Source organism: Stenotrophomonas sp. As-7 (assembly GCF_030291015.1).
Classification (GTDB): Bacteria; Pseudomonadota; Gammaproteobacteria; order Xanthomonadales; family Xanthomonadaceae; genus Stenotrophomonas; species Stenotrophomonas lactitubi.
The window spans coordinates 2709267-2725037 of the sequence record NZ_CP127405.1 but is presented as its reverse complement, the minus strand read 5'-3'; the positions used below and the strand labels follow the sequence as shown (position 1 = coordinate 2725037).

Sequence of the window (15771 nt, the reverse complement as noted above, 5' to 3'; positions counted from 1 at the left end):
CTTCCGAAGCCCATTACAGGAGTTCCCCATGAGCACCCCTTACATCGGAGAAATCCGGATGTTCGGTTTTGCGCGCGTGCCCAACGGCTGGTTCGCATGCGACGGTTCGCTTCAATCGATCGCCGAGTACGAAGTGCTGTACACCTTGATCGGCACCACGTACGGCGGTAACGGCGCCACCACTTTTGGTGTGCCCGACCTGCGCGGCTGCGTGCCGATCCATCAAGGCCGCGGTCCGGGATTGAGCGCCTACGTAATGGGGCAGAAGGCGGGCAGCGAAAGTGTCACCCTGCTGCAGACGCAGTTGCCCCAGCATACCCCGTCGCTGATGGCCACCACGGCCTTGGCAACCACCGGTGCGGTTGGCGCTACCGTGCTGCCGGCGGCGCTGTCGGGCGAGACCATGTATGTCACCGATATCACCGGCGCCAATGCTGCGGTCATGTCGCCCAATGCAGTTGTCAGCATGGGTGGCAACCAGCCGCACGACAACCAGATGCCTACGCTCACGGTGCAGTTCTGCATCGCGTGGGCGGGCATCTTCCCGTCGCAGAGCTGAGTCGTCACCCGCGCATACCCGCTTCCAGGACACGACCATGACCGAACCCTTCATCGGCGAAATCCAGATCTTCGGCTTCAACTTCCCGCCGCGTGGCTGGGCAAGCTGCAACGGCGTCACCCTGCCGATCCAGCAGAACACTGCTCTGTTTTCGCTGCTGGGCACCCAGTATGGTGGCGACGGACGAACGAATTTCCAGCTGCCCAACTTCGTCAACCGCGCGGCTACCGAACAGGGCCAGGGCCCTGGCCTGACCCCGCACACCATCGGCGAGGCCTATGGCAGCAATTCGGTGACGTTGAACACTGTGGAGATGCCGTCGCACAGCCACTCCCTGACGATCTACAACCAGCCTGACCAGACCAAGCGCACCGGCACCCCGGTCGCGGGCAACTACCTGGGTCTGCCGACCTCAGGTGCACCGTTCGTGCCCAGCGCCACCGCCAACGCACAGTTCAGTCCCAAAATGATCGGTCCGTCTGGCGGCGGCCAGCCCCACGAAAACCGCCAGCCCTACCTCGCGACGAACTTCTGCATCGCGTTGGAGGGGGTGTTCCCCAGCTTTGGCTGACAACATGCAAGCGATGTCGCAGCTCACTTCGTTTCCGGCGGGCCGCGACGACCGCCTGGCCGTCCCCGCGCTCCTTGGCGAGCGCGGGTACGCTTTGCGGCCGCTGTGCGACGATGACCTGAGCTGGCTGCGCGAACTGTACGCCAGCACCCGCGCGGAGGAACTGGCGGCAGTGCCTTGGCCCGAAGCGAGCAAGCGCGCGTTTCTGGATAGCCAGTTCGCACTGCAGCACCAGCACTACCAGGCGCACTACAGCGACTCTGATTTCCTGGCCATCGAACGCCACGGCGTGGTGGTGGGCCGTTACTACCTGCAGCGCAGTGCGCCGGATCACCTGATCGTCGATATCTGCTTGTTTCCCGGTGAGCGCGGTCACGGTGTGGCCGCGGCCCTGATTGCTCACAGCCAGGGCGAGGCCGCCGCGCTGGGTCGCGGCGTGACCCTGCACGTGCAGGCTGACAACGTCGCTGCGCAGCGCCTGTACCGGCGTGCGGGCTTTGCCCTGATCCACGATCAAGGCTCGCATCTGCTGCTGCGTTGGGCACCGGGCTGAGCCGGCGACACGCCGCCGCAAGCCTGGCCGCGGGCTCACATTCTCAGTTGAAGATCGCCTGATACAGGAATCCGGCCTGCTCACGCGCGACCGGCACCAGGAATATGCCCACCTCACCGATGTCGGCATGGCGCATCTGATAGATCTGCTGCGGGAACAGGAAGGCCGAGCCGTTGCGGAACAACAGCGAAAACGGCACACGCGCCGCGCCCGGCGGCAGTTGCGATGGATTCAACGCTCGCGCCTCCACAAGCACAAACGGAACCTCGCCGTCGTTGATGACCGCCGAGAAGGTCTGATCGACGTGGCGGGCGAAATGGTCGAGCGTCAGCAGTTCCATGCAGGGTTCCCCTAAACCGAACCGCATCGTCGCCGCGCGGTACGCTCGATGCAAGTGTGTTGCGGAAGTTTCCGGCAGGCATGGTTGGCCGCACGTGAACCGCTGGTCCATCAGTCCTGTGTACGACCCGAGGCGAGTGTCCGATTGCCTGCCTCGGCCCAACCCCCGCCCAGCGCCAGGAACAGATCTACCTGACGGTCCACCCGCTGCGCACGCGACGCTGCGAGTGCGGATTCTGCATCGGCGAGCGCGGCCTCGGCAGACAGCACATCGAGGAAGCCGATCCTGCCGAACCGGTACAGTTGCCCGGCCTGGTCGCTCGCACGTGCCGCGTCGTCGCGGGCCAGGGCAAGGCTGCGCTCGCGATCGATCTCCTGTGCATACGCCGACAGCGCGGTTTCGGTCTGCCGCAACGCGTCCAACACCGCGCCATCGAACGATGCCAATGCAGCATCGGCGTTGGCTCCGGCAGCGTCGATCCGTGCGTGGGTTGTGCGGCGGTTCGGCCAGCGCCACGACAGCAGCGGTCCGATGGACGCGCCGATGCTGTCGCTGCCCAGCAGCTTCTTGAATGAACCTGCCATGCCAGCGGACGCGCCGATACTCACCTGTGGATACAGCGCCGCCGTTTCCACGCCGATCATTGCAGTGGCGGCCGCCAGGCTACGCTCCGCCGCACGGATATCCGGGCGACGCTGGATCAGCTGGCTGCCATCGCCGACAGGAATCAGCTGCTGCAGGCGCGGCGGTTGTTGGCAGTTGGCGACGTCCTGCGGGTAGTCCGCTGGTAGTCGGCCCATCAGCGCTGCCAGTTCGAACAGGGCTGCCTGCCGCTCGGCAACCAGATGCGGCACCGCCGCGGCGCTGCGGTTGACCGCCGCGCGCGCCCGGCTCACGTCGAATTCGGTTCCGCGTCCGCCGTTGGCCAAGCGGGTGGTGGCGTCCAACGTGGCGCGCTGCGTATCGAGCACACGCTGCGTCGCCGCCAGGGTGAGGTTGGTCGAACAGATGCCGACATACGCGCGGGTGACGGTAGCGGCGACAACCACCCGAACCTGGTCGCGCGCTGCAGCGACGGCCTCTGCATCCGCACTGGCGGCCTCGATGGCGCGGCGGATGCCACCGGCCAGATCCAGCGGGTAGGACAGGTGGATGCCGAGCGCGTACACCTGCGGTGGCGAGGAGGGCGAGGTGTATCCCCCGGCGCGGGCCAGCGTGGCCGATGCGTCGGCGTCGGTGCCTACCGAGCCCTCGGCCCGGACCTGCAGCACCATCGCCGTGGCGCGCCGCAGGTTGGCGTCGGCCGCGCGCAGGTCGGTGTTGGCCCGCAGCGCTTCGCTGACGTAGGCATCGAGCCGTGGATCGTCGTACAGCTGCCACCAGCGGTCCGGCGGCTCGGCCTGTATGTAGGCAGCCTCGTGCCCCGATACGAATGCGCGGCGGGCCGCCGGGGCGGCGGCGACAGCGTTGGCCGGAAGTGTGTAGTCGGGGCCGGACACGCAGCCCGCCAGCGACAGTGCACAGGCGAGCACACCTGTGCGCGATGCTTTGCCGATCACTTGCAGGCCCCCTGCGCGCGCGGAGTGATGGTCACGCTGGCGGTTCTGCCGACAATCAGGCGGGTAGCCGGTGCAACGTCATCCAGGCGGATGCGGACGGGTATCCGCTGCGCCAGCCGCACCCAGGTATAGGTCGACGCGACCGACGGCAGCAGGTTGTGGGTGCTCGAGCGCTGGTCGTCGGCGATACCGGCGGCGATGCTCTCCACATGCCCACGCACGTCGCGACCATCGCCCATCAGGTGGGCGACCGCGGCATCGCCCTCGTTGATGCAGTTGAGCTTGGTTTCTTCGAAATAGCCTTCGATCCTCAGGCTGCTGCTGTCGATCAGGGCCAGAGCCTGCGCGCCCGGCTGCAGGAAGTCACCCGGGTGCAGGTCGAGATTGGTGACGGTGCCATCGGCGCTGGCGCGCACTTCGGTGCGCTGCACGTTCAACAGTGCCACCCGCCGCTCCGCGCGGGCCTGCGCCAGACCGGCAACTTCGGTATCAACCTTGGCCGTATTGCGCTCGCGTGTCTCCGAGGCGACCAGGTTGCCCAGCGCCAGATCCCGTTTCGATTCACGGCGGGCGAGGGTGAGCGTGGCCTGCGCGCTGCTCACAGCGGCATCGGCCCTCTCCAGCGCAGCGGCGTAGCGCGGCTGGTCCAGCACCAGCAACAGCTGCCCGGCTTTCACCCGCTGGTTGTCCTGCACCAGCACCTGGGTCACCAGTCCGCCCATGTCCGATGCCACGCGGATCACATCCGCGCGTACCCGGCCATCGCGCGTCCAGGGCTGCGTTTCGTATCGGTTCCAGAGGGACAGGGCAGCGATGACCGCGACGGCGAACAGGCAGAGCGTTGCGCTCCAGCGGCCAAGGACACTCAGCACGTGTTTCATTTCAGTTTCTCTAACAGGGGCGCGAGCTGGATCAACAGCTCTGCCAAGATCACGAACAACGAAAGGCCCACCAGCGGGCGATAGGCGAACAGGCGGTACATGCCGAGGCTTGCCAGCAGCCGCGAGGCCATCATCGACAGGGCCAGCGCGATGAGCGCCACCGCCAGCAGGCCGGGAACGAAGACGCCATCGATGGAGATATCGGAGAACATCGCATCAGTCCTCATGAACGAGCAGGTCGCGGCGCAGGCCGGAGAGCAGCGCGAGAACGCGCTCGGTTTCGGGTGGGTTGCCAGCGAGGATGGCGTAGCGTGTGTTCTCGAGCGATTCCAGCAGCGGCGCATTCACCATGCGCGGAGTGGGAGCGCGGAAGTGGGCGGTGGCTCTGTGCATCAGCAGCGCATGACACTCGCGGCTGCTCCGGTCCTTGAGCGTCCTGCCGATCACACGCAGTTCGGCCACAGCACTGGCCGCGCGCATGTCTGCAAACATCGTCCGCAATGTGCGGGCCGCATCCGCACGGCCGCGCAGGCGAGGAGCAAGCAGCGCAAGCCGATCCACCATGCGGCTGGTCCAGTCGCTGGCATTTCGCACCTGCCCGGCCGCCCGACGCGCGATGTCCCGCCTGATCACATCCTGCAGGCGCGCGCGGCTGCGATTGCTGTCCAGGGTCTGCAACAGCGACATGCTGCACAGCGCCGCCGCCGTGCCGACGAACAGCGCGACGCCGCTGTTGAGCGCACCCACGATGTTGCTGGCATTGGTCGCGCCCAATCCTGCAATGAGCGGGAAGGTGAGCACTACGCCCAACGCCGCCATGATGAACGGTGGGCGGGCGAGGAACGAGCCACACACCAGCAGCGCGGGCGCCAGCGCCATGGCCAGGCCGACGAAATCGGACAGGCCCGGAAAGATCACCAGTGCGTAGAACAGCCCAATGACCACGCCGATGGTCGACCCGATCAGGTAACGCATGACATGCCCCGCAGGTGCCTCGGCGGTCCCGAACAACACGCAGGCGGTGCCGATGATGGAGACGGCGGTTGCACCATCGGACCACGCGGTAGCGATCCACAGCGCGCAGCTCAGTACGATGCCGACGAAGGCACCCAAAGCGCTGCGCAGGGCGACCCGGTGATCACGATGCAGCACATGGCCGTTCGCCTTGCTGGCGAGGTGCACGGGCACACGCCGGCGCCAGTCCGGGCGGGCGGCATGCAGCTGATCTTCCAGCAGCCGGCAGTCGTGATGCGCAGCATCGAGTTCGGCCTGACGTCTGCAAAGCGCTGCACGCAGCACGTCCGGCCATGCTGCCGTGCCAGCAGGCTGCGCGCGCAGCTGGGCCATCGATTCATCCACCGCGCTGGACAGCATCAGCACATCGAGCATCCGGTCATGCAGTGCGCGCAGGATCTGCACCTGGGCAACGCCGTGCGCGCTGTCGAACGGCAGGTGGATGGACAGCGTGTGCAGTTCGAGCAGGTCCGCGGCTACTTTGGAGCGGTCCTCCGCCAGTACCGTGTCCCTGGCGCCTGCGCGCATGTCCTGCGTCCAGCGTTCCGCATCGCCGAGGATCGACGCCACACGCGCGTGCACACGCGGCGAGACCCGGCGTGGCAGCACCAGCCCGTGGACCAGCGTTGCCGCAAGAATGCCGATCGAGATCTCCTGCACACGGGTGATGGCAATGGTGAAGACTTCACCGGGCACCATCACCGCCGGGAAACCGATCAGGCTGGTGGTGTACCCGGCCAGCAGGAAGGCATACGCACGCGGTGTGCGGTCGAGCATGGCCAGGTACAGGCACAGGCCCATCCAGGCCGCCAGCACCACGCTCAGTACCAAAGGCGCGTTGGCGAACCGGGGCACCAGCAGCACCGTAGCAACCGCGCCGCCGACGGTGCCCAGCAGGCGGAACAGGCCCCGGCTGAGCGTTGCGCCGGAGAACGGCTGCGACACCAGGTAGACCGTGCCGATCACCCAGAAAGGGCGGGTCAGGCCGATGCGCAGTGAGACATACAGCCCGAGGATCGCGGCGAGCAGGCACTTGAGCGAGAACAGCACCGCTTCGCGGTCGACCTTCAATGCGGGCGACGTCAGCAGCGCACTGGGGCGCGAAAGCCAGGGGCGGGTGGGGGCGGGAATCTGCATGCCGCCATCGTATTCAGCGAGGCCTGCAGCCGAATTTCGCTAGAATGCCAGCCTATCGCTGAATCTGGTCATTGAGAATGACTCGCATCTCGCTGCCTGGCTTTGATCTGGACCCGGACGCGACGGATCGGCCGGCAGTGGCCAGCCGTCTGCAGGTGGCCGACCACGATGCCGAGATTCCGGTGCACGACCACCGCAAGGGACAACTGATCCTGGCGCTTCATGGCGCGGTGACCTGCGAGGTGGCCAATGCCTTGTGGATCGTGCCGCCGCAGTGCGGCGTGTGGATTCCCGGCAGCATGCCGCACAGCAATCGCGCCACGGCGAACGCGCGCCTCTGCTATCTGTTCGTCGAGCCGGGCGTCGTCGGCCTGCCGCTGCACTGCGTGACGCTGTCGATCTCACCGATGGTGCGCGAGATGATCCTGCACCTGGCCGATGTGCCGCAGGACTACCCGCGCGGCGGGCACGTCGAGCGGCTGGCGCGGGTGCTGCTGGACGAACTGGTGCAGATGCCGGCCGAGCGGTTGTACCTGCCGGTGAGCGATCACCCCAAGATCCGTGCGCTGGCTGCGGCGCTGTCGGCCAATCCGGCGGACCGCAGCACCATCAGTGAATGGGCCAAACGCCTGGCGCTGGGCGAGCGCACGTTGACACGCCTGATTGATCGGGAAACCGGTCTATCGTTCGGGCGCTGGCGGCAACAGCTGCATCTGCTCGTTGCGATTCGCGAGCTTGCAGGTGGCGCGTCGGTGCAGCGGGTTTCTGAAAGCCTGGGCTACGAGTCGGTGACAGCGTTCATCACGATGTTCAAGAAAGCGCTGGGGCAGTCGCCTACGCGGTACTTTGCCGCGCGGCTGCGGAATCAGGATTCTGCTGCTCGTGGCGATTGACGTTGATTGGCTGAAAGGAAGTATCAGCTCTCCGCGGAGCTGCGTTTGTCGCGTATCGAATAGATCACTGAAAAGATCTTCCAGCCCTGCTCGGTGCGGACCAGCTGCCACATTTCCCTGCCCCAGTTTCCTTTCACACCATTGGCGTGGAAGCTGTAGTCGAACGACACCGATGCCACATCGCCGTCTGTTTCGATCTTCGTGTTGAAGAACTTATCCTCTCGTGGCTCTGCAGTGGCCACGGCCTCATCGATGAGCGAAATGAAGTTGTTCGATGGGATCTTTCGTGCCTTGATCGCATCGGGCTTGGCCGTGCGGATGTCTGCCAATCGCCGGTCTTCGGACACGAACTGCCAGCCGATGTCTTCCGGTCTATCCGAGAAGAACAAGCTCATGTACGTCGGTTTGTCCTTGTTGATCAGCGAGGTGCGGAAGGACTCGATCACCTGTTCGATCGCTTGCACATCGGCAGGCGTACTTTGCTCTGCGTAGGCCGGAAGGCAGGGCAACAGGCAAAGGGCGAGGGTGGTGAGGACCGTTCCTGGAATGTGCATCTGTAGTGTCGGGTTGAAGGGGAGGGCGGGCATGCGCATCAGCGAGCGTACGTGCGCCAGAAGAGCACGCGATTGCCTGTGCTGCTTGTTGCGACGAAGATCGACTTGCCGAATTCGGGCTCGCAACGAAAGAAGGTATAGGAGCGCTTCAGAGCGGTCTCACTCGGCCACCAGCTTCGATTGAACAGCGCCGGCTGGGTAGCGCTGTGGTTGACGGGCCGGCAACCGGGCGGCAACAACAACTGCTTGCTGCGTGGTTTGCTGAAGGCAAGCGCGCTCACGTTTGAATCGAGGTCGTGCACCTCGCGCAGGTCGGTCGCCTCCTCGGGCACCCACGCGGGAATCCAGCCCTTGGTAATCATCTCGGCATCGACGGCTTCCTGCTTCGTGGCGTAGGAGCTGTCCATCACCAGATCCAGATCGCAGGAGGTGAGTATCAAGCAGAGTGCGAAGAGGATGGGCGGTCTCATGCTGCTTCTGGCGAGTTGTCGGAACGTCATTGCTGCCATGCCTTGCCTCGCGACCTACCGGGTCAATGCCTCGAAAAGACGGTTTCGATCCGCATCGGTCATCGACCACGATTGCGCGGCCGGCACCATGCGCACGGTCTCCACTCGGCCGCAGGCCCGGTATTGCCAGGTTTCTGTGCCGTCCGCCTGCGTTGCCACATCGATCCCGTCCAGACGCGCGCATTGCAGCCTTGCCAGTGCCATCGGCGCGAAATGGAACATGTAATGTTGCACTCTCTCGGCTGGCATTGCCGAGCCTGTCGGCAGCGGATGGGCCGGCGAATACTCGCCCAGCAGGCTGATGCAGGTCGCGGCGGCAGACAGCGTATTGCGGCCGAAAGCACGGGAGGCGTCACGTTCTACGTCCTTCTCGAGCTTCTTCCCCTCCTTGCTGGCGGCGTACGTCTGTGCCACCTGAAGCTGCGCGGGCTCGAAGGTCGACAGCCACCGTTCGCGGCCGTCCTGCAACTGTAGTTTCAGGCCCGGCAGAATTTTCTGGCAGCGCGCCGAAATCGCCTGTGTCTGCACGAAGTCCTGGGCCCGATCGCTGGGAGTTGCGGCCGGCTGTGCTGCCGTCGCGTCCGCCGCCAGGAAAGCGGAGGTGATGACCAGGGCATATCCAATCCTGCTGCGCATCCTTGCACCTGTTGGAAACTGTGATGGCGCACGCTATCACGGATATTGGGTGGGGCACATTTTGGAAAGAGGATCTGACCCCGAACAGGATCGGCAACCGCTTCCGTTGTCTATACTCGTGCCTATATGGGGAATCCGTCTTCATCCGCACGGAATGTCGTCCAGAGAGGGCTGTCCAGTGTGGGATGTACGCTTCGAAGGAGCGGCAGGCAATGCGATGCATTCGGCTACTGATCACCCTCCTGCTCGTCCTGGCCCAGCCGGGGTGCCGGGACGAGGTGGAGAGTTCAACGTACCCCATGGGTCAGACGGGAAAGACCTGCACTGCCTACAAGGGCTTTGATCGCCACCCTCCTGAAGTGGTTGTTGCCGAGCTCGCCAGACGGGGGTTGGATGGTCGCAGGTTGATTCATAGAACAGTCTGCGGCTCGATCACCAACTGGGAGATTCTTCCTGCGGGATCGTCGATCAATCGCATACCTCCGCCAGATTCGTATGTGAACGTCTGGATGGGGGAGGACGGCTCCGTTTCCGTCAGTACAGATCGCCCATGATGTTGGAGCATCAGCTGACGATCGAACATCGTGTCAGCGCCAATGGATCGTATGATCGCTACATCGGCGTGCATGGATTCATGCCGGCGGTGGAAAGAGGTGTTGACCGTGGCTTGCCAAGGCGCAGCAAACGGTTTCATCGCGCCAGAGAAGGTCTGGCCAATGTCCGGCGAGCACTGGGTGCGTGAGCGCTGAAGTTTCCGCAGGGGAGGTGGGATGACTTGGATGTTGGTTGTTTTCTATGCGGCCCTCTTGGTGCTCGCGTATTTCGCAATGGTTGGTAGAACTCCCACCAGAAGGCTCTTCTCCGCGATTGGAATCATTGCGGTCCAGATAGCTTCGCTTGTGTGGATTCAGATCATTGCCAGAGCGCTGGGCTCGCAGTCCAATCATGGTTCTTATGCCTTGGGAGTCGGTGAGCTCTACCTCGCCATACGCCCCATCCTCTTATTCAACGTGGCAGTGTGCATCGCACTTGTTCTGATCTTCCTGGTTGCTCTATCCGGAAAGAGGGCGGCAAGCGAGTGAGCGTGGGGCAACGCTGTTGTTGAAACGGAGGAAAACGCGAGACAAAATGGGGCTGCAGTACCGGTGGGCTTTTTGCCGTTCGCTGCTGAGCCTGGAGGCACAAGGTGCATTCCAAGCGAGTCCCGTTCAACGCTCCACCTGCAATCGCCCCACAGCTTGCGCACTCAACGCCAGGCACGCCAACATCAGCCCTTCCATCACCCGGTCGCCCACGTAGTCCTCGGGCTCGCCGTTCTGCCGGGTCCGCTCCGCCGCCAGCAGCACCTCCTGCACCACCCGCAACCCGGCCAATGCGCAATCGGCATCGGCCAGCGCCATGCAGCGCCCCGGCAACTGATGCCGCTCCGGCCAGGGCTGCCCGTCGGCCGCAGCGCCTTTGCCGATACGCTTCAGGTTGGCAATCAGGGTATTCGCATCCGCGCAGGGCACAGCCTCTGCCAGGTCATCGGCATTGGCCGGGTCACGGTAGGCGTGCAGGTGGGGAAGATCAGATCCGTTCATGGCGAGGCTCCGTGCAAGGCAATCGGTAGCCGCCACACAAGAGGTGGCGGACGGTACGTGGTTCGAATCCGGGTTGACGTCAAGCCGGTGGGCGCGAACGCCCCCACGCACCGCCCGCCATAGCCGGCAGACGGATTGCCAGCCGGCGCCACGGAATGTAGACGCCGGCTGGCAAGCGCAATCACTCAACGCCAACACGGGATTCGAAACCCGGCCACCCGTTTTCGGTGGCACGCCATCTGAGCCCGCGTCGCTGTGCAATGCCAATCAGACGAGTTGTAAATAGCTCGCGATTGAAGACGCTTTCGGCATTGAACCACGCTGTTAAGTACCGGCAGCGCTGGCTGCCGCGATGGTCCACCGTGACCAGGCAATCTGCGACAGGTGTCGTGGTTGTGGGCATGAAGAGAGCAGGGCGGCCGGGGCGAAGGCGACATCACAGTGAACCCGGATGCATTCCGCCGGGCACGGCCCGGCGCTACCGATTCCGTCGTGCCTTGACGTTCCCAGCCACCGGGCGCAGGCTTGCCCAGCACGTTTCCTAAACACCAAGGAGACTTATGACAGCCACCGCGTCTCTGCACCCCACGCCCGACACCCAAGGCCGTTCACGCCTCTGGAACGTCTTCTGGCTGCAGGGGGTCATCCCCAGCAACATTCTCTGGGCCGTTGCCCTCTGGGCCCTGGCCAACCAGCGCACCACGCTGGTGCTGGCGGTGTTCGCCGTACTGCTGCTCTATACCGGCTGGATCATCCCCGCGGTCTGGCGCGCAGCACCTACCGCGCGCACCCCGAACCTGGGCGTTGCTGCGCGCGGGCTGACCGTGGCCTGGGGCCTGAACACGGTGCTGGTGATCTTCTTCCTGACCCTGCAGCTGGTGGCTCAATAGAACTGGATCGGCTCACCGCTGCGGTCGAAGGCGGCGAAGCGGCCGATCTGGCCGTCGTTGATGGCGTTGACCATCAGCCGCAGCGGGCGCGTGGCCTCGTCGGTGGTGGGTGCGAAGCCCGCACGTCCATCCATTGCCGCCACGAACACCATGTCCCACTCCACACCGGTGGTGGTGGACTCGCTGGCCAACGCCTGGAAGCTGGGCACCTCGGCCGGCAGCTTGTCCACGCACAGCACCGGCGACAGGGTGCCGCCTTCGCGGCGGTCATGCCGGTCACGCTGGTCGTCGGTGGGCGATTCGGGCAGGTCGGCGCGGGCGAATACGAACAGCAGGCGTTGCGGTTCGGCCTGTTCGCCGGCGGCCTGCAGCAATTGCTGGAAATCGTTCATCATCATGATGGCTGTCACACGCACACGGCACGGAAAGCCGCATGCTGCCACAACGCCCGCGCGGCGTGGCCGGCGGCGATTGATTTAAGTCATCCCGTTGCCAATGCCTGCCGCGTAGGCTGGCGTCAGTCTCAGCAGGCGAGGGTATCCGGGCCGTTCCGGGCACAGGCAAGACGGTGGAACAACAAGGTGGACCAGCCATGAGCCAACTCACCGACGGATTCGGGCGCAGCTTTCCCTACCTGCGCCTGTCGTTGACCGAGGCCTGCAACTTCCGTTGCAGCTACTGCCTGCCCGATGGCTACCAGGCCGATGGCCGCCCGCGCTTCCTGGCGGTGGACGAGATCGCGCGCCTGGTGCGCGCGTTTGCCATGCTGGGGATGACCAAGATCCGTCTTACCGGTGGTGAGCCCAGCCTGCGCAAGGACCTGGACGAAATCATCGCCACGGTGGCGGCCGTGCCGGGCATCCGCAAGGTGGCCATCACCACCAACGGCACGCTGCTGCCGCGTCGCCTGCCGGGCTGGCACCGCGCCGGCCTGACCGCGCTGAACGTGAGCATGGACAGCCTGCAGCGCGAGCGCTTCAGCACCATCACCGGCCACGACCGCCTGCCGGAAATCCAGCAGGGGCTGGAGATGGCGCAGGCACTGGGCCTGCCCGCCATCAAGCTCAATGCAGTGCTGCTGCGCGGCCTGAACGACGACGAGCTGCCGAAGTGGATGGACTTCCTGCGCGACCGTCCCTTCAGCGTGCGCTTCATCGAACTGATGCGTACTGGCGACAACGAAGCCTATTTCCAGCGGCACCACCTGCGTGCCGAACACGTGATCGACCAGCTGCATGCCGCCGGTTGGCACGAGCGCCCGCGCGCGGCCGATGCCGGCCCGGCGCGTGAATTCAGCCACCCGCAGCATCGCGGCACGGTGGGCATCATCGCCCCGTATTCGCGTGACTTCTGCAAGGGCTGCAACCGCCTGCGGGTGACCGCCAAGGGCGATCTGCGGCTGTGCCTGTTCGGCGAATTCGGCGTGCCGCTGCGCCCGCTGCTGCAGAGCGACGACGACCAGGACGCGCTGCTGGCACGCATCACCACACAGCTTGGCCTGAAAGCGGCCGGGCACGGATTGCACCAGGGCCAGACCGGGTTGACCCCGCATCTGGCGTCGATCGGAGGATGAGGAGCACGATGAGTGGTGAATTGAACGCGGCCTTCCACATGGCCGATGTGCGCGACAAGCGCGTTACCCGCCGCCGCGCGGTGGCGGTGGGCGAGCTGAATGCCGGACCGGTGGCCTACCCGCTGATTGTCGAGCGCCGCCTGCCCAAGGGCGATGCGCTGGTGATGGCCGAGATTGCCGGCCTGCAGGGCGCAAAGATGGCCTCGATGTTGATGCCGTTGTGCCACCCGCTGCCGCTGGAGCTGGTGCAGGTGTACTGCGCGCCGGTGCCGGAACGGCAGTCGATCCGCGTGTGGTGCGAGTGTGCCAGCGAGGCCCGCACCGGTGTGGAGATGGAAGCACTGGCCGGGGTGAACGCCGCACTGCTGACCCTGTACGACCTGAGCAAGCCGGTGGAGCCGGCGCTGCGTATCGAGGGCATCCGCCTGCTGTTCAAGGAAGGCGGCAAGCGCGGCCTGTGGCTGCATCCGGATGGCATTGACGAGGGTGAGCGCGAGCGCTTCCGGCCGCGCCCGCCCAAGGGCCTCAACGGTGCGGCCTGTGCGGTGATCACCCTGAGCGATCGCGCGAGCGAGGGCACCTATGCCGACGAGTCCGGCCCGAAGCTGGTGAGCGGGCTGCAGTCGCTCGGTGGCGAGGTAGTGGCTGCCGAGGTACTGCCCGATGGCGTCGAACCGCTTGCGGGCCGCCTGCGCGCGCTGGCGGGCGAGGGCGTACGCCTGTGCCTGTGTACCGGCGGCACCGGGCTTGGCCCGCGCGACCTGACCCCGGAAGCGCTGCGTTCGTTGAACGCGCGACCGGTGCACGGCCTGGCGCAGATGGTGCGCGCGTTGAGTGCGCAGCACACGCCGATGGCCTGGCTGAGCCGTGCCGAGGTGGTGCAGCTGGATGACATGCTGGTATTTGCACTGCCGGGCAGCCCGCGCGCGGCTGCGCAGTGCCTGGACATTCTGGCGCCTGTGCTGGGCCACGCGCTGGCGATGGTCGATGGCGGTGGCCACGCATGATCGCCTACAGCGAAGCGCTGCAGCACCTGATGGAGGCGGCCACACCGCTGCCGGCCGAGCGCCTGACACTGCATGAGGCGGGTGGTCGCATCCTGGCCACGGACATCATCAGCGGGCAGTCGCTGCCGCCGTTCGACAATTCGGCGATGGACGGCTTCGCGCTGCGCGCCAATGGCACGCCCTTCGAAAGCGGTACCGCGTTTGCGGTGCAGGGCTGGCAGGCCGCAGGCGATGCCGGTGCCGAGGGCGGCGAGGGCGCATGGGAAATCATGACCGGCGCGCGCATGCCGGTCGGGCTGGATACGGTGGTGCCGATCGAGAACGTGGAGATCCTCGCCAGCGAGGATGGCCGGCCGACCCGCATTGCGTTGAAGAGCGCGGTGAAGCCTGGCCAGAACGTGCGCCTGCGTGGACAGGATGTGGAAGAGGGCGAGCGCGTGCTGCAGGCCGGGCAGGCGCTGGACATCAATGCACGCACCCTGCTGCATGCGATCGGCGTGGCCGAGGTGGCGGTGGTGGCACGGCCGAAGGTCGCTGTCATTGCCACCGGCAAGGAGCTGGTGACCGAAGCGGCGCAGGCGCTGGACTCCGGACAGATCCGTGACAGCAATCGGCCCTATCTGATCGGCCGCCTGCAGGCCGCCGGTGCCGACGTGGTGTGGCAGGGCACGGTGGGCGATGAGGTGGCTGCCTTTGATGCAGTGCTGGATGACGCGCTGGCGGCAGGGGCACAGGTGCTGGTGAGTACCGGCGCGGTGTCGGCCGGCCGCTACGATTTCATTCCCGATGCGCTGCGCGCGCGTGGCGCCCGGATCGTGTTCCATAAGGTGGCGATCCGCCCGGGCAAGCCGCTGTTGTTTGCAGTGCTGCCCAATGGCGCGCTGTATTTCGGTTTGCCGGGCAACCCGGTGTCGGCGGCGGTGGGGCAGCGCTTCTTCGTTGAACCGGTGCTGCGGCGCCTGCTGGGCCTTGCCGCCGAGCCGCTGCTGCAGCTGCCGTTGCAGGCCGACGTGCGCAAGCCGCCGGGCCTGCGCTTCCACGCGCGGGCGCGGGTGGAAGTGGACGCGCAGGGGCGCTTGAGTGCACGCGTGCTGGCGGGCCAGGAATCGTTCCGTTTGAAATCCATGCTGCAGGCCAATGCCTGGGTGGTGCTGGAGGGCGAGGGTGACCTGGCCACGGCCGGCACACCGGTGCGCGTGCAGGGCTGGGGCCATCAGGACCCGCTGCAGCTGGCTAACCAGGAATCATGATGAAACAGGTGAATCTGCAGCTGTTCGGTGCGTTTTCCGATCTGGATGCCAGCCGCGAGATCGCGCTGGAGGTGGCCGGTGGCACCGTGGCCGATCTTCGCCAGGCGTTGCGTGAACTGTTGCCGGTGCGCTTTCCCGGTTTCCGCGCCGGGTTGCTGGACTATTCGGCCTTCGCCGACCAGCAGCGCGTGCTGCGTGACCACGAAGCGTTGCCCGCCGATGGCAAGGTGGCGATCCTGCCGCCGGTGAGTGGGGGCTGAGC

21 protein-coding genes are annotated in these 15771 nt (G+C 65.6%); 11 read left to right on the top strand and 10 right to left on the bottom strand.

The window, feature by feature from the left end; genetic code table 11:
• Positions 1-28 precede the first annotated feature (28 nt).
• Genes QP457_RS12515 through QP457_RS12505 form a run of 3 tightly spaced genes read left to right on the top strand, consistent with a single transcriptional unit; the run spans position 29 to position 1683 of the window.
• Positions 29-559: a tail fiber protein gene (locus tag QP457_RS12515; protein WP_205404334.1), complete on the top strand. Its 531-nt coding sequence runs from the start codon at positions 29-31 to the stop codon at positions 557-559.
• Positions 560-596: 37 nt separating this feature from the next.
• Positions 597-1130, top strand: a complete 534-nt coding sequence (locus QP457_RS12510) for a tail fiber protein (RefSeq protein WP_100552708.1) — start codon at positions 597-599, stop codon at positions 1128-1130.
• A 13-nt stretch (positions 1131-1143) separates the two neighbouring features.
• On the top strand, positions 1144-1683 hold the full coding sequence (locus QP457_RS12505) for a GNAT family N-acetyltransferase (protein WP_205404333.1): 540 nt from the start codon (positions 1144-1146) through the stop codon (positions 1681-1683).
• Between the two features lie 43 nt (positions 1684-1726).
• On the opposite strand, the gene QP457_RS12500 is transcribed toward QP457_RS12505, so the two are convergent.
• The 5 genes from QP457_RS12500 to QP457_RS12480 all read right to left on the bottom strand — a co-directional run bounded on the left by QP457_RS12500 (position 1727) and on the right by QP457_RS12480 (position 6614).
• A complete protein-coding gene (locus QP457_RS12500; protein ID WP_108266058.1) occupies positions 1727-2023 on the bottom strand; it encodes a hypothetical protein in 297 nt (98 codons plus the stop codon).
• A gap of 110 nt (positions 2024-2133) precedes the next feature.
• The gene (locus QP457_RS12495) at positions 2134-3582 is read right to left on the bottom strand and encodes an efflux transporter outer membrane subunit (RefSeq protein WP_286040601.1); all 1449 of its coding nucleotides are present in this window, start codon (positions 3580-3582) and stop codon (positions 2134-2136) included.
• Positions 3579-4463 (bottom strand): biotin/lipoyl-binding protein, encoded by an 885-nt coding sequence (locus tag QP457_RS12490; RefSeq protein ID WP_205404332.1) that lies wholly within the window; start codon positions 4461-4463, stop codon positions 3579-3581. The genes QP457_RS12495 and QP457_RS12490 overlap by 4 nt, the downstream gene beginning before the upstream one ends.
• Positions 4460-4675: a DUF1656 domain-containing protein gene (locus QP457_RS12485; RefSeq protein WP_205404331.1), complete on the bottom strand. Its 216-nt coding sequence runs from the start codon at positions 4673-4675 to the stop codon at positions 4460-4462. Before QP457_RS12485 ends, QP457_RS12490 begins: the two co-directional genes overlap by 4 nt.
• Before the next feature lie 4 nt (positions 4676-4679).
• On the bottom strand, positions 4680-6614 hold the full coding sequence (locus QP457_RS12480) for an FUSC family protein (protein ID WP_205404330.1): 1935 nt from the start codon (positions 6612-6614) through the stop codon (positions 4680-4682).
• A 77-nt stretch (positions 6615-6691) separates the two neighbouring features.
• Here QP457_RS12480 and QP457_RS12475 point away from each other — a divergent pair, with 77 nt between their 5' ends.
• Positions 6692-7507: a helix-turn-helix transcriptional regulator gene (locus QP457_RS12475; protein WP_205404329.1), complete on the top strand. Its 816-nt coding sequence runs from the start codon at positions 6692-6694 to the stop codon at positions 7505-7507.
• Between the two features lie 23 nt (positions 7508-7530).
• Here QP457_RS12475 and QP457_RS12470 read toward each other — a convergent pair whose 3' ends face one another.
• From QP457_RS12470 to QP457_RS12460, 3 genes are all read right to left on the bottom strand, one after another.
• Positions 7531-8061, bottom strand: a complete 531-nt coding sequence (locus QP457_RS12470) for a nuclear transport factor 2 family protein (protein WP_205404420.1) — start codon at positions 8059-8061, stop codon at positions 7531-7533.
• A 38-nt stretch (positions 8062-8099) separates the two neighbouring features.
• Positions 8100-8468 carry a hypothetical protein gene (locus QP457_RS12465; protein WP_240196402.1) on the bottom strand — a complete coding sequence of 123 codons (369 nt, stop codon included), beginning with the start codon at positions 8466-8468 and terminating at the stop codon, positions 8100-8102.
• 117 nt (positions 8469-8585) lie between these two features.
• A complete protein-coding gene (locus tag QP457_RS12460; protein WP_240196401.1) occupies positions 8586-9206 on the bottom strand; it encodes a hypothetical protein in 621 nt (206 codons plus the stop codon).
• 553 nt (positions 9207-9759) lie between these two features.
• On the opposite strand from QP457_RS12460, the gene QP457_RS12455 reads away from it, so the two are divergent.
• Together QP457_RS12455 and QP457_RS12450 are read left to right on the top strand one after the other, a co-directional pair.
• Positions 9760-9948 (top strand): hypothetical protein, encoded by a 189-nt coding sequence (locus QP457_RS12455; protein WP_205404327.1) that lies wholly within the window; start codon positions 9760-9762, stop codon positions 9946-9948.
• Between the two features lie 28 nt (positions 9949-9976).
• Positions 9977-10288, top strand: a complete 312-nt coding sequence (locus QP457_RS12450) for a hypothetical protein (RefSeq protein WP_205404326.1) — start codon at positions 9977-9979, stop codon at positions 10286-10288.
• A 126-nt stretch (positions 10289-10414) separates the two neighbouring features.
• Here QP457_RS12450 and QP457_RS12445 read toward each other — a convergent pair whose 3' ends face one another.
• Positions 10415-10789, bottom strand: coding sequence for a hypothetical protein (locus QP457_RS12445; RefSeq protein WP_205404325.1), 375 nt, complete (start codon positions 10787-10789; stop codon positions 10415-10417).
• Between the two features lie 560 nt (positions 10790-11349).
• Between QP457_RS12445 and QP457_RS12440 the strand changes: the two genes are divergently transcribed.
• Positions 11350-11679, top strand: coding sequence for a hypothetical protein (locus QP457_RS12440; protein ID WP_089235855.1), 330 nt, complete (start codon positions 11350-11352; stop codon positions 11677-11679).
• Here QP457_RS12440 and QP457_RS12435 read toward each other — a convergent pair.
• Positions 11673-12077 (bottom strand): ribonucleotide reductase subunit alpha, encoded by a 405-nt coding sequence (locus QP457_RS12435; protein WP_089235854.1) that lies wholly within the window; start codon positions 12075-12077, stop codon positions 11673-11675. The genes QP457_RS12440 and QP457_RS12435 overlap by 7 nt on opposite strands.
• Before the next feature lie 194 nt (positions 12078-12271).
• Between QP457_RS12435 and moaA the strand changes: the two genes are divergently transcribed.
• The 4 genes from moaA to QP457_RS12415 are packed head-to-tail and all read left to right on the top strand — an operon-like array spanning position 12272 to position 15769.
• Positions 12272-13252 (top strand): GTP 3',8-cyclase MoaA, encoded by a 981-nt coding sequence (gene moaA, locus QP457_RS12430; protein WP_100552695.1) that lies wholly within the window; start codon positions 12272-12274, stop codon positions 13250-13252.
• Between the two features lie 8 nt (positions 13253-13260).
• A complete protein-coding gene (gene moaCB, locus QP457_RS12425; protein WP_205404324.1) occupies positions 13261-14259 on the top strand; it encodes a bifunctional molybdenum cofactor biosynthesis protein MoaC/MoaB in 999 nt (332 codons plus the stop codon).
• The gene (glp, locus tag QP457_RS12420; RefSeq protein WP_205404323.1) at positions 14256-15509 is read left to right on the top strand and encodes a gephyrin-like molybdotransferase Glp; all 1254 of its coding nucleotides are present in this window, start codon (positions 14256-14258) and stop codon (positions 15507-15509) included. Before moaCB ends, glp begins: the two co-directional genes overlap by 4 nt.
• Positions 15509-15769, top strand: a complete 261-nt coding sequence (locus QP457_RS12415) for a MoaD/ThiS family protein (protein WP_049463966.1) — start codon at positions 15509-15511, stop codon at positions 15767-15769. The genes glp and QP457_RS12415 overlap by 1 nt, the downstream gene beginning before the upstream one ends.
• Positions 15770-15771: the final 2 nt, after the last annotated feature.

Bases quoted from the DNA above. Each gene is read 5' to 3' on its own strand.
- QP457_RS12515 (WP_205404334.1), top strand. From the start codon at position 29: ATGAGCACCCCTTACATCGGAGAAATCCGGATGTTCGGTTTTGCGCGC.
- QP457_RS12510 (WP_100552708.1), top strand. From the start codon at position 597: ATGACCGAACCCTTCATCGGCGAAATCCAGATCTTCGGCTTCAACTTC.
- QP457_RS12505 (WP_205404333.1), top strand. From the start codon at position 1,144: ATGTCGCAGCTCACTTCGTTTCCGGCGGGCCGCGACGACCGCCTGGCC.
- QP457_RS12500 (WP_108266058.1), bottom strand. From the start codon at position 2,023: ATGGAACTGCTGACGCTCGACCATTTCGCCCGCCACGTCGATCAGACC.
- QP457_RS12490 (WP_205404332.1), bottom strand. From the start codon at position 4,463: ATGAAACACGTGCTGAGTGTCCTTGGCCGCTGGAGCGCAACGCTCTGC.
- QP457_RS12485 (WP_205404331.1), bottom strand. From the start codon at position 4,675: ATGTTCTCCGATATCTCCATCGATGGCGTCTTCGTTCCCGGCCTGCTG.
- QP457_RS12480 (WP_205404330.1), bottom strand. From the start codon at position 6,614: ATGCAGATTCCCGCCCCCACCCGCCCCTGGCTTTCGCGCCCCAGTGCG.
- QP457_RS12475 (WP_205404329.1), top strand. From the start codon at position 6,692: ATGACTCGCATCTCGCTGCCTGGCTTTGATCTGGACCCGGACGCGACG.
- QP457_RS12470 (WP_205404420.1), bottom strand. From the start codon at position 8,061: ATGCACATTCCAGGAACGGTCCTCACCACCCTCGCCCTTTGCCTGTTG.
- QP457_RS12465 (WP_240196402.1), bottom strand. From the start codon at position 8,468: ATGGACAGCTCCTACGCCACGAAGCAGGAAGCCGTCGATGCCGAGATG.
- QP457_RS12460 (WP_240196401.1), bottom strand. From the start codon at position 9,206: ATGCGCAGCAGGATTGGATATGCCCTGGTCATCACCTCCGCTTTCCTG.
- QP457_RS12455 (WP_205404327.1), top strand. From the start codon at position 9,760: ATGTTGGAGCATCAGCTGACGATCGAACATCGTGTCAGCGCCAATGGA.
- QP457_RS12450 (WP_205404326.1), top strand. From the start codon at position 9,977: ATGACTTGGATGTTGGTTGTTTTCTATGCGGCCCTCTTGGTGCTCGCG.
- QP457_RS12445 (WP_205404325.1), bottom strand. From the start codon at position 10,789: ATGAACGGATCTGATCTTCCCCACCTGCACGCCTACCGTGACCCGGCC.
- QP457_RS12440 (WP_089235855.1), top strand. From the start codon at position 11,350: ATGACAGCCACCGCGTCTCTGCACCCCACGCCCGACACCCAAGGCCGT.
- QP457_RS12435 (WP_089235854.1), bottom strand. From the start codon at position 12,077: ATGATGATGAACGATTTCCAGCAATTGCTGCAGGCCGCCGGCGAACAG.
- moaA (WP_100552695.1), top strand. From the start codon at position 12,272: ATGAGCCAACTCACCGACGGATTCGGGCGCAGCTTTCCCTACCTGCGC.
- moaCB (WP_205404324.1), top strand. From the start codon at position 13,261: ATGAGTGGTGAATTGAACGCGGCCTTCCACATGGCCGATGTGCGCGAC.
- glp (WP_205404323.1), top strand. From the start codon at position 14,256: ATGATCGCCTACAGCGAAGCGCTGCAGCACCTGATGGAGGCGGCCACA.
- QP457_RS12415 (WP_049463966.1), top strand. From the start codon at position 15,509: ATGAAACAGGTGAATCTGCAGCTGTTCGGTGCGTTTTCCGATCTGGAT.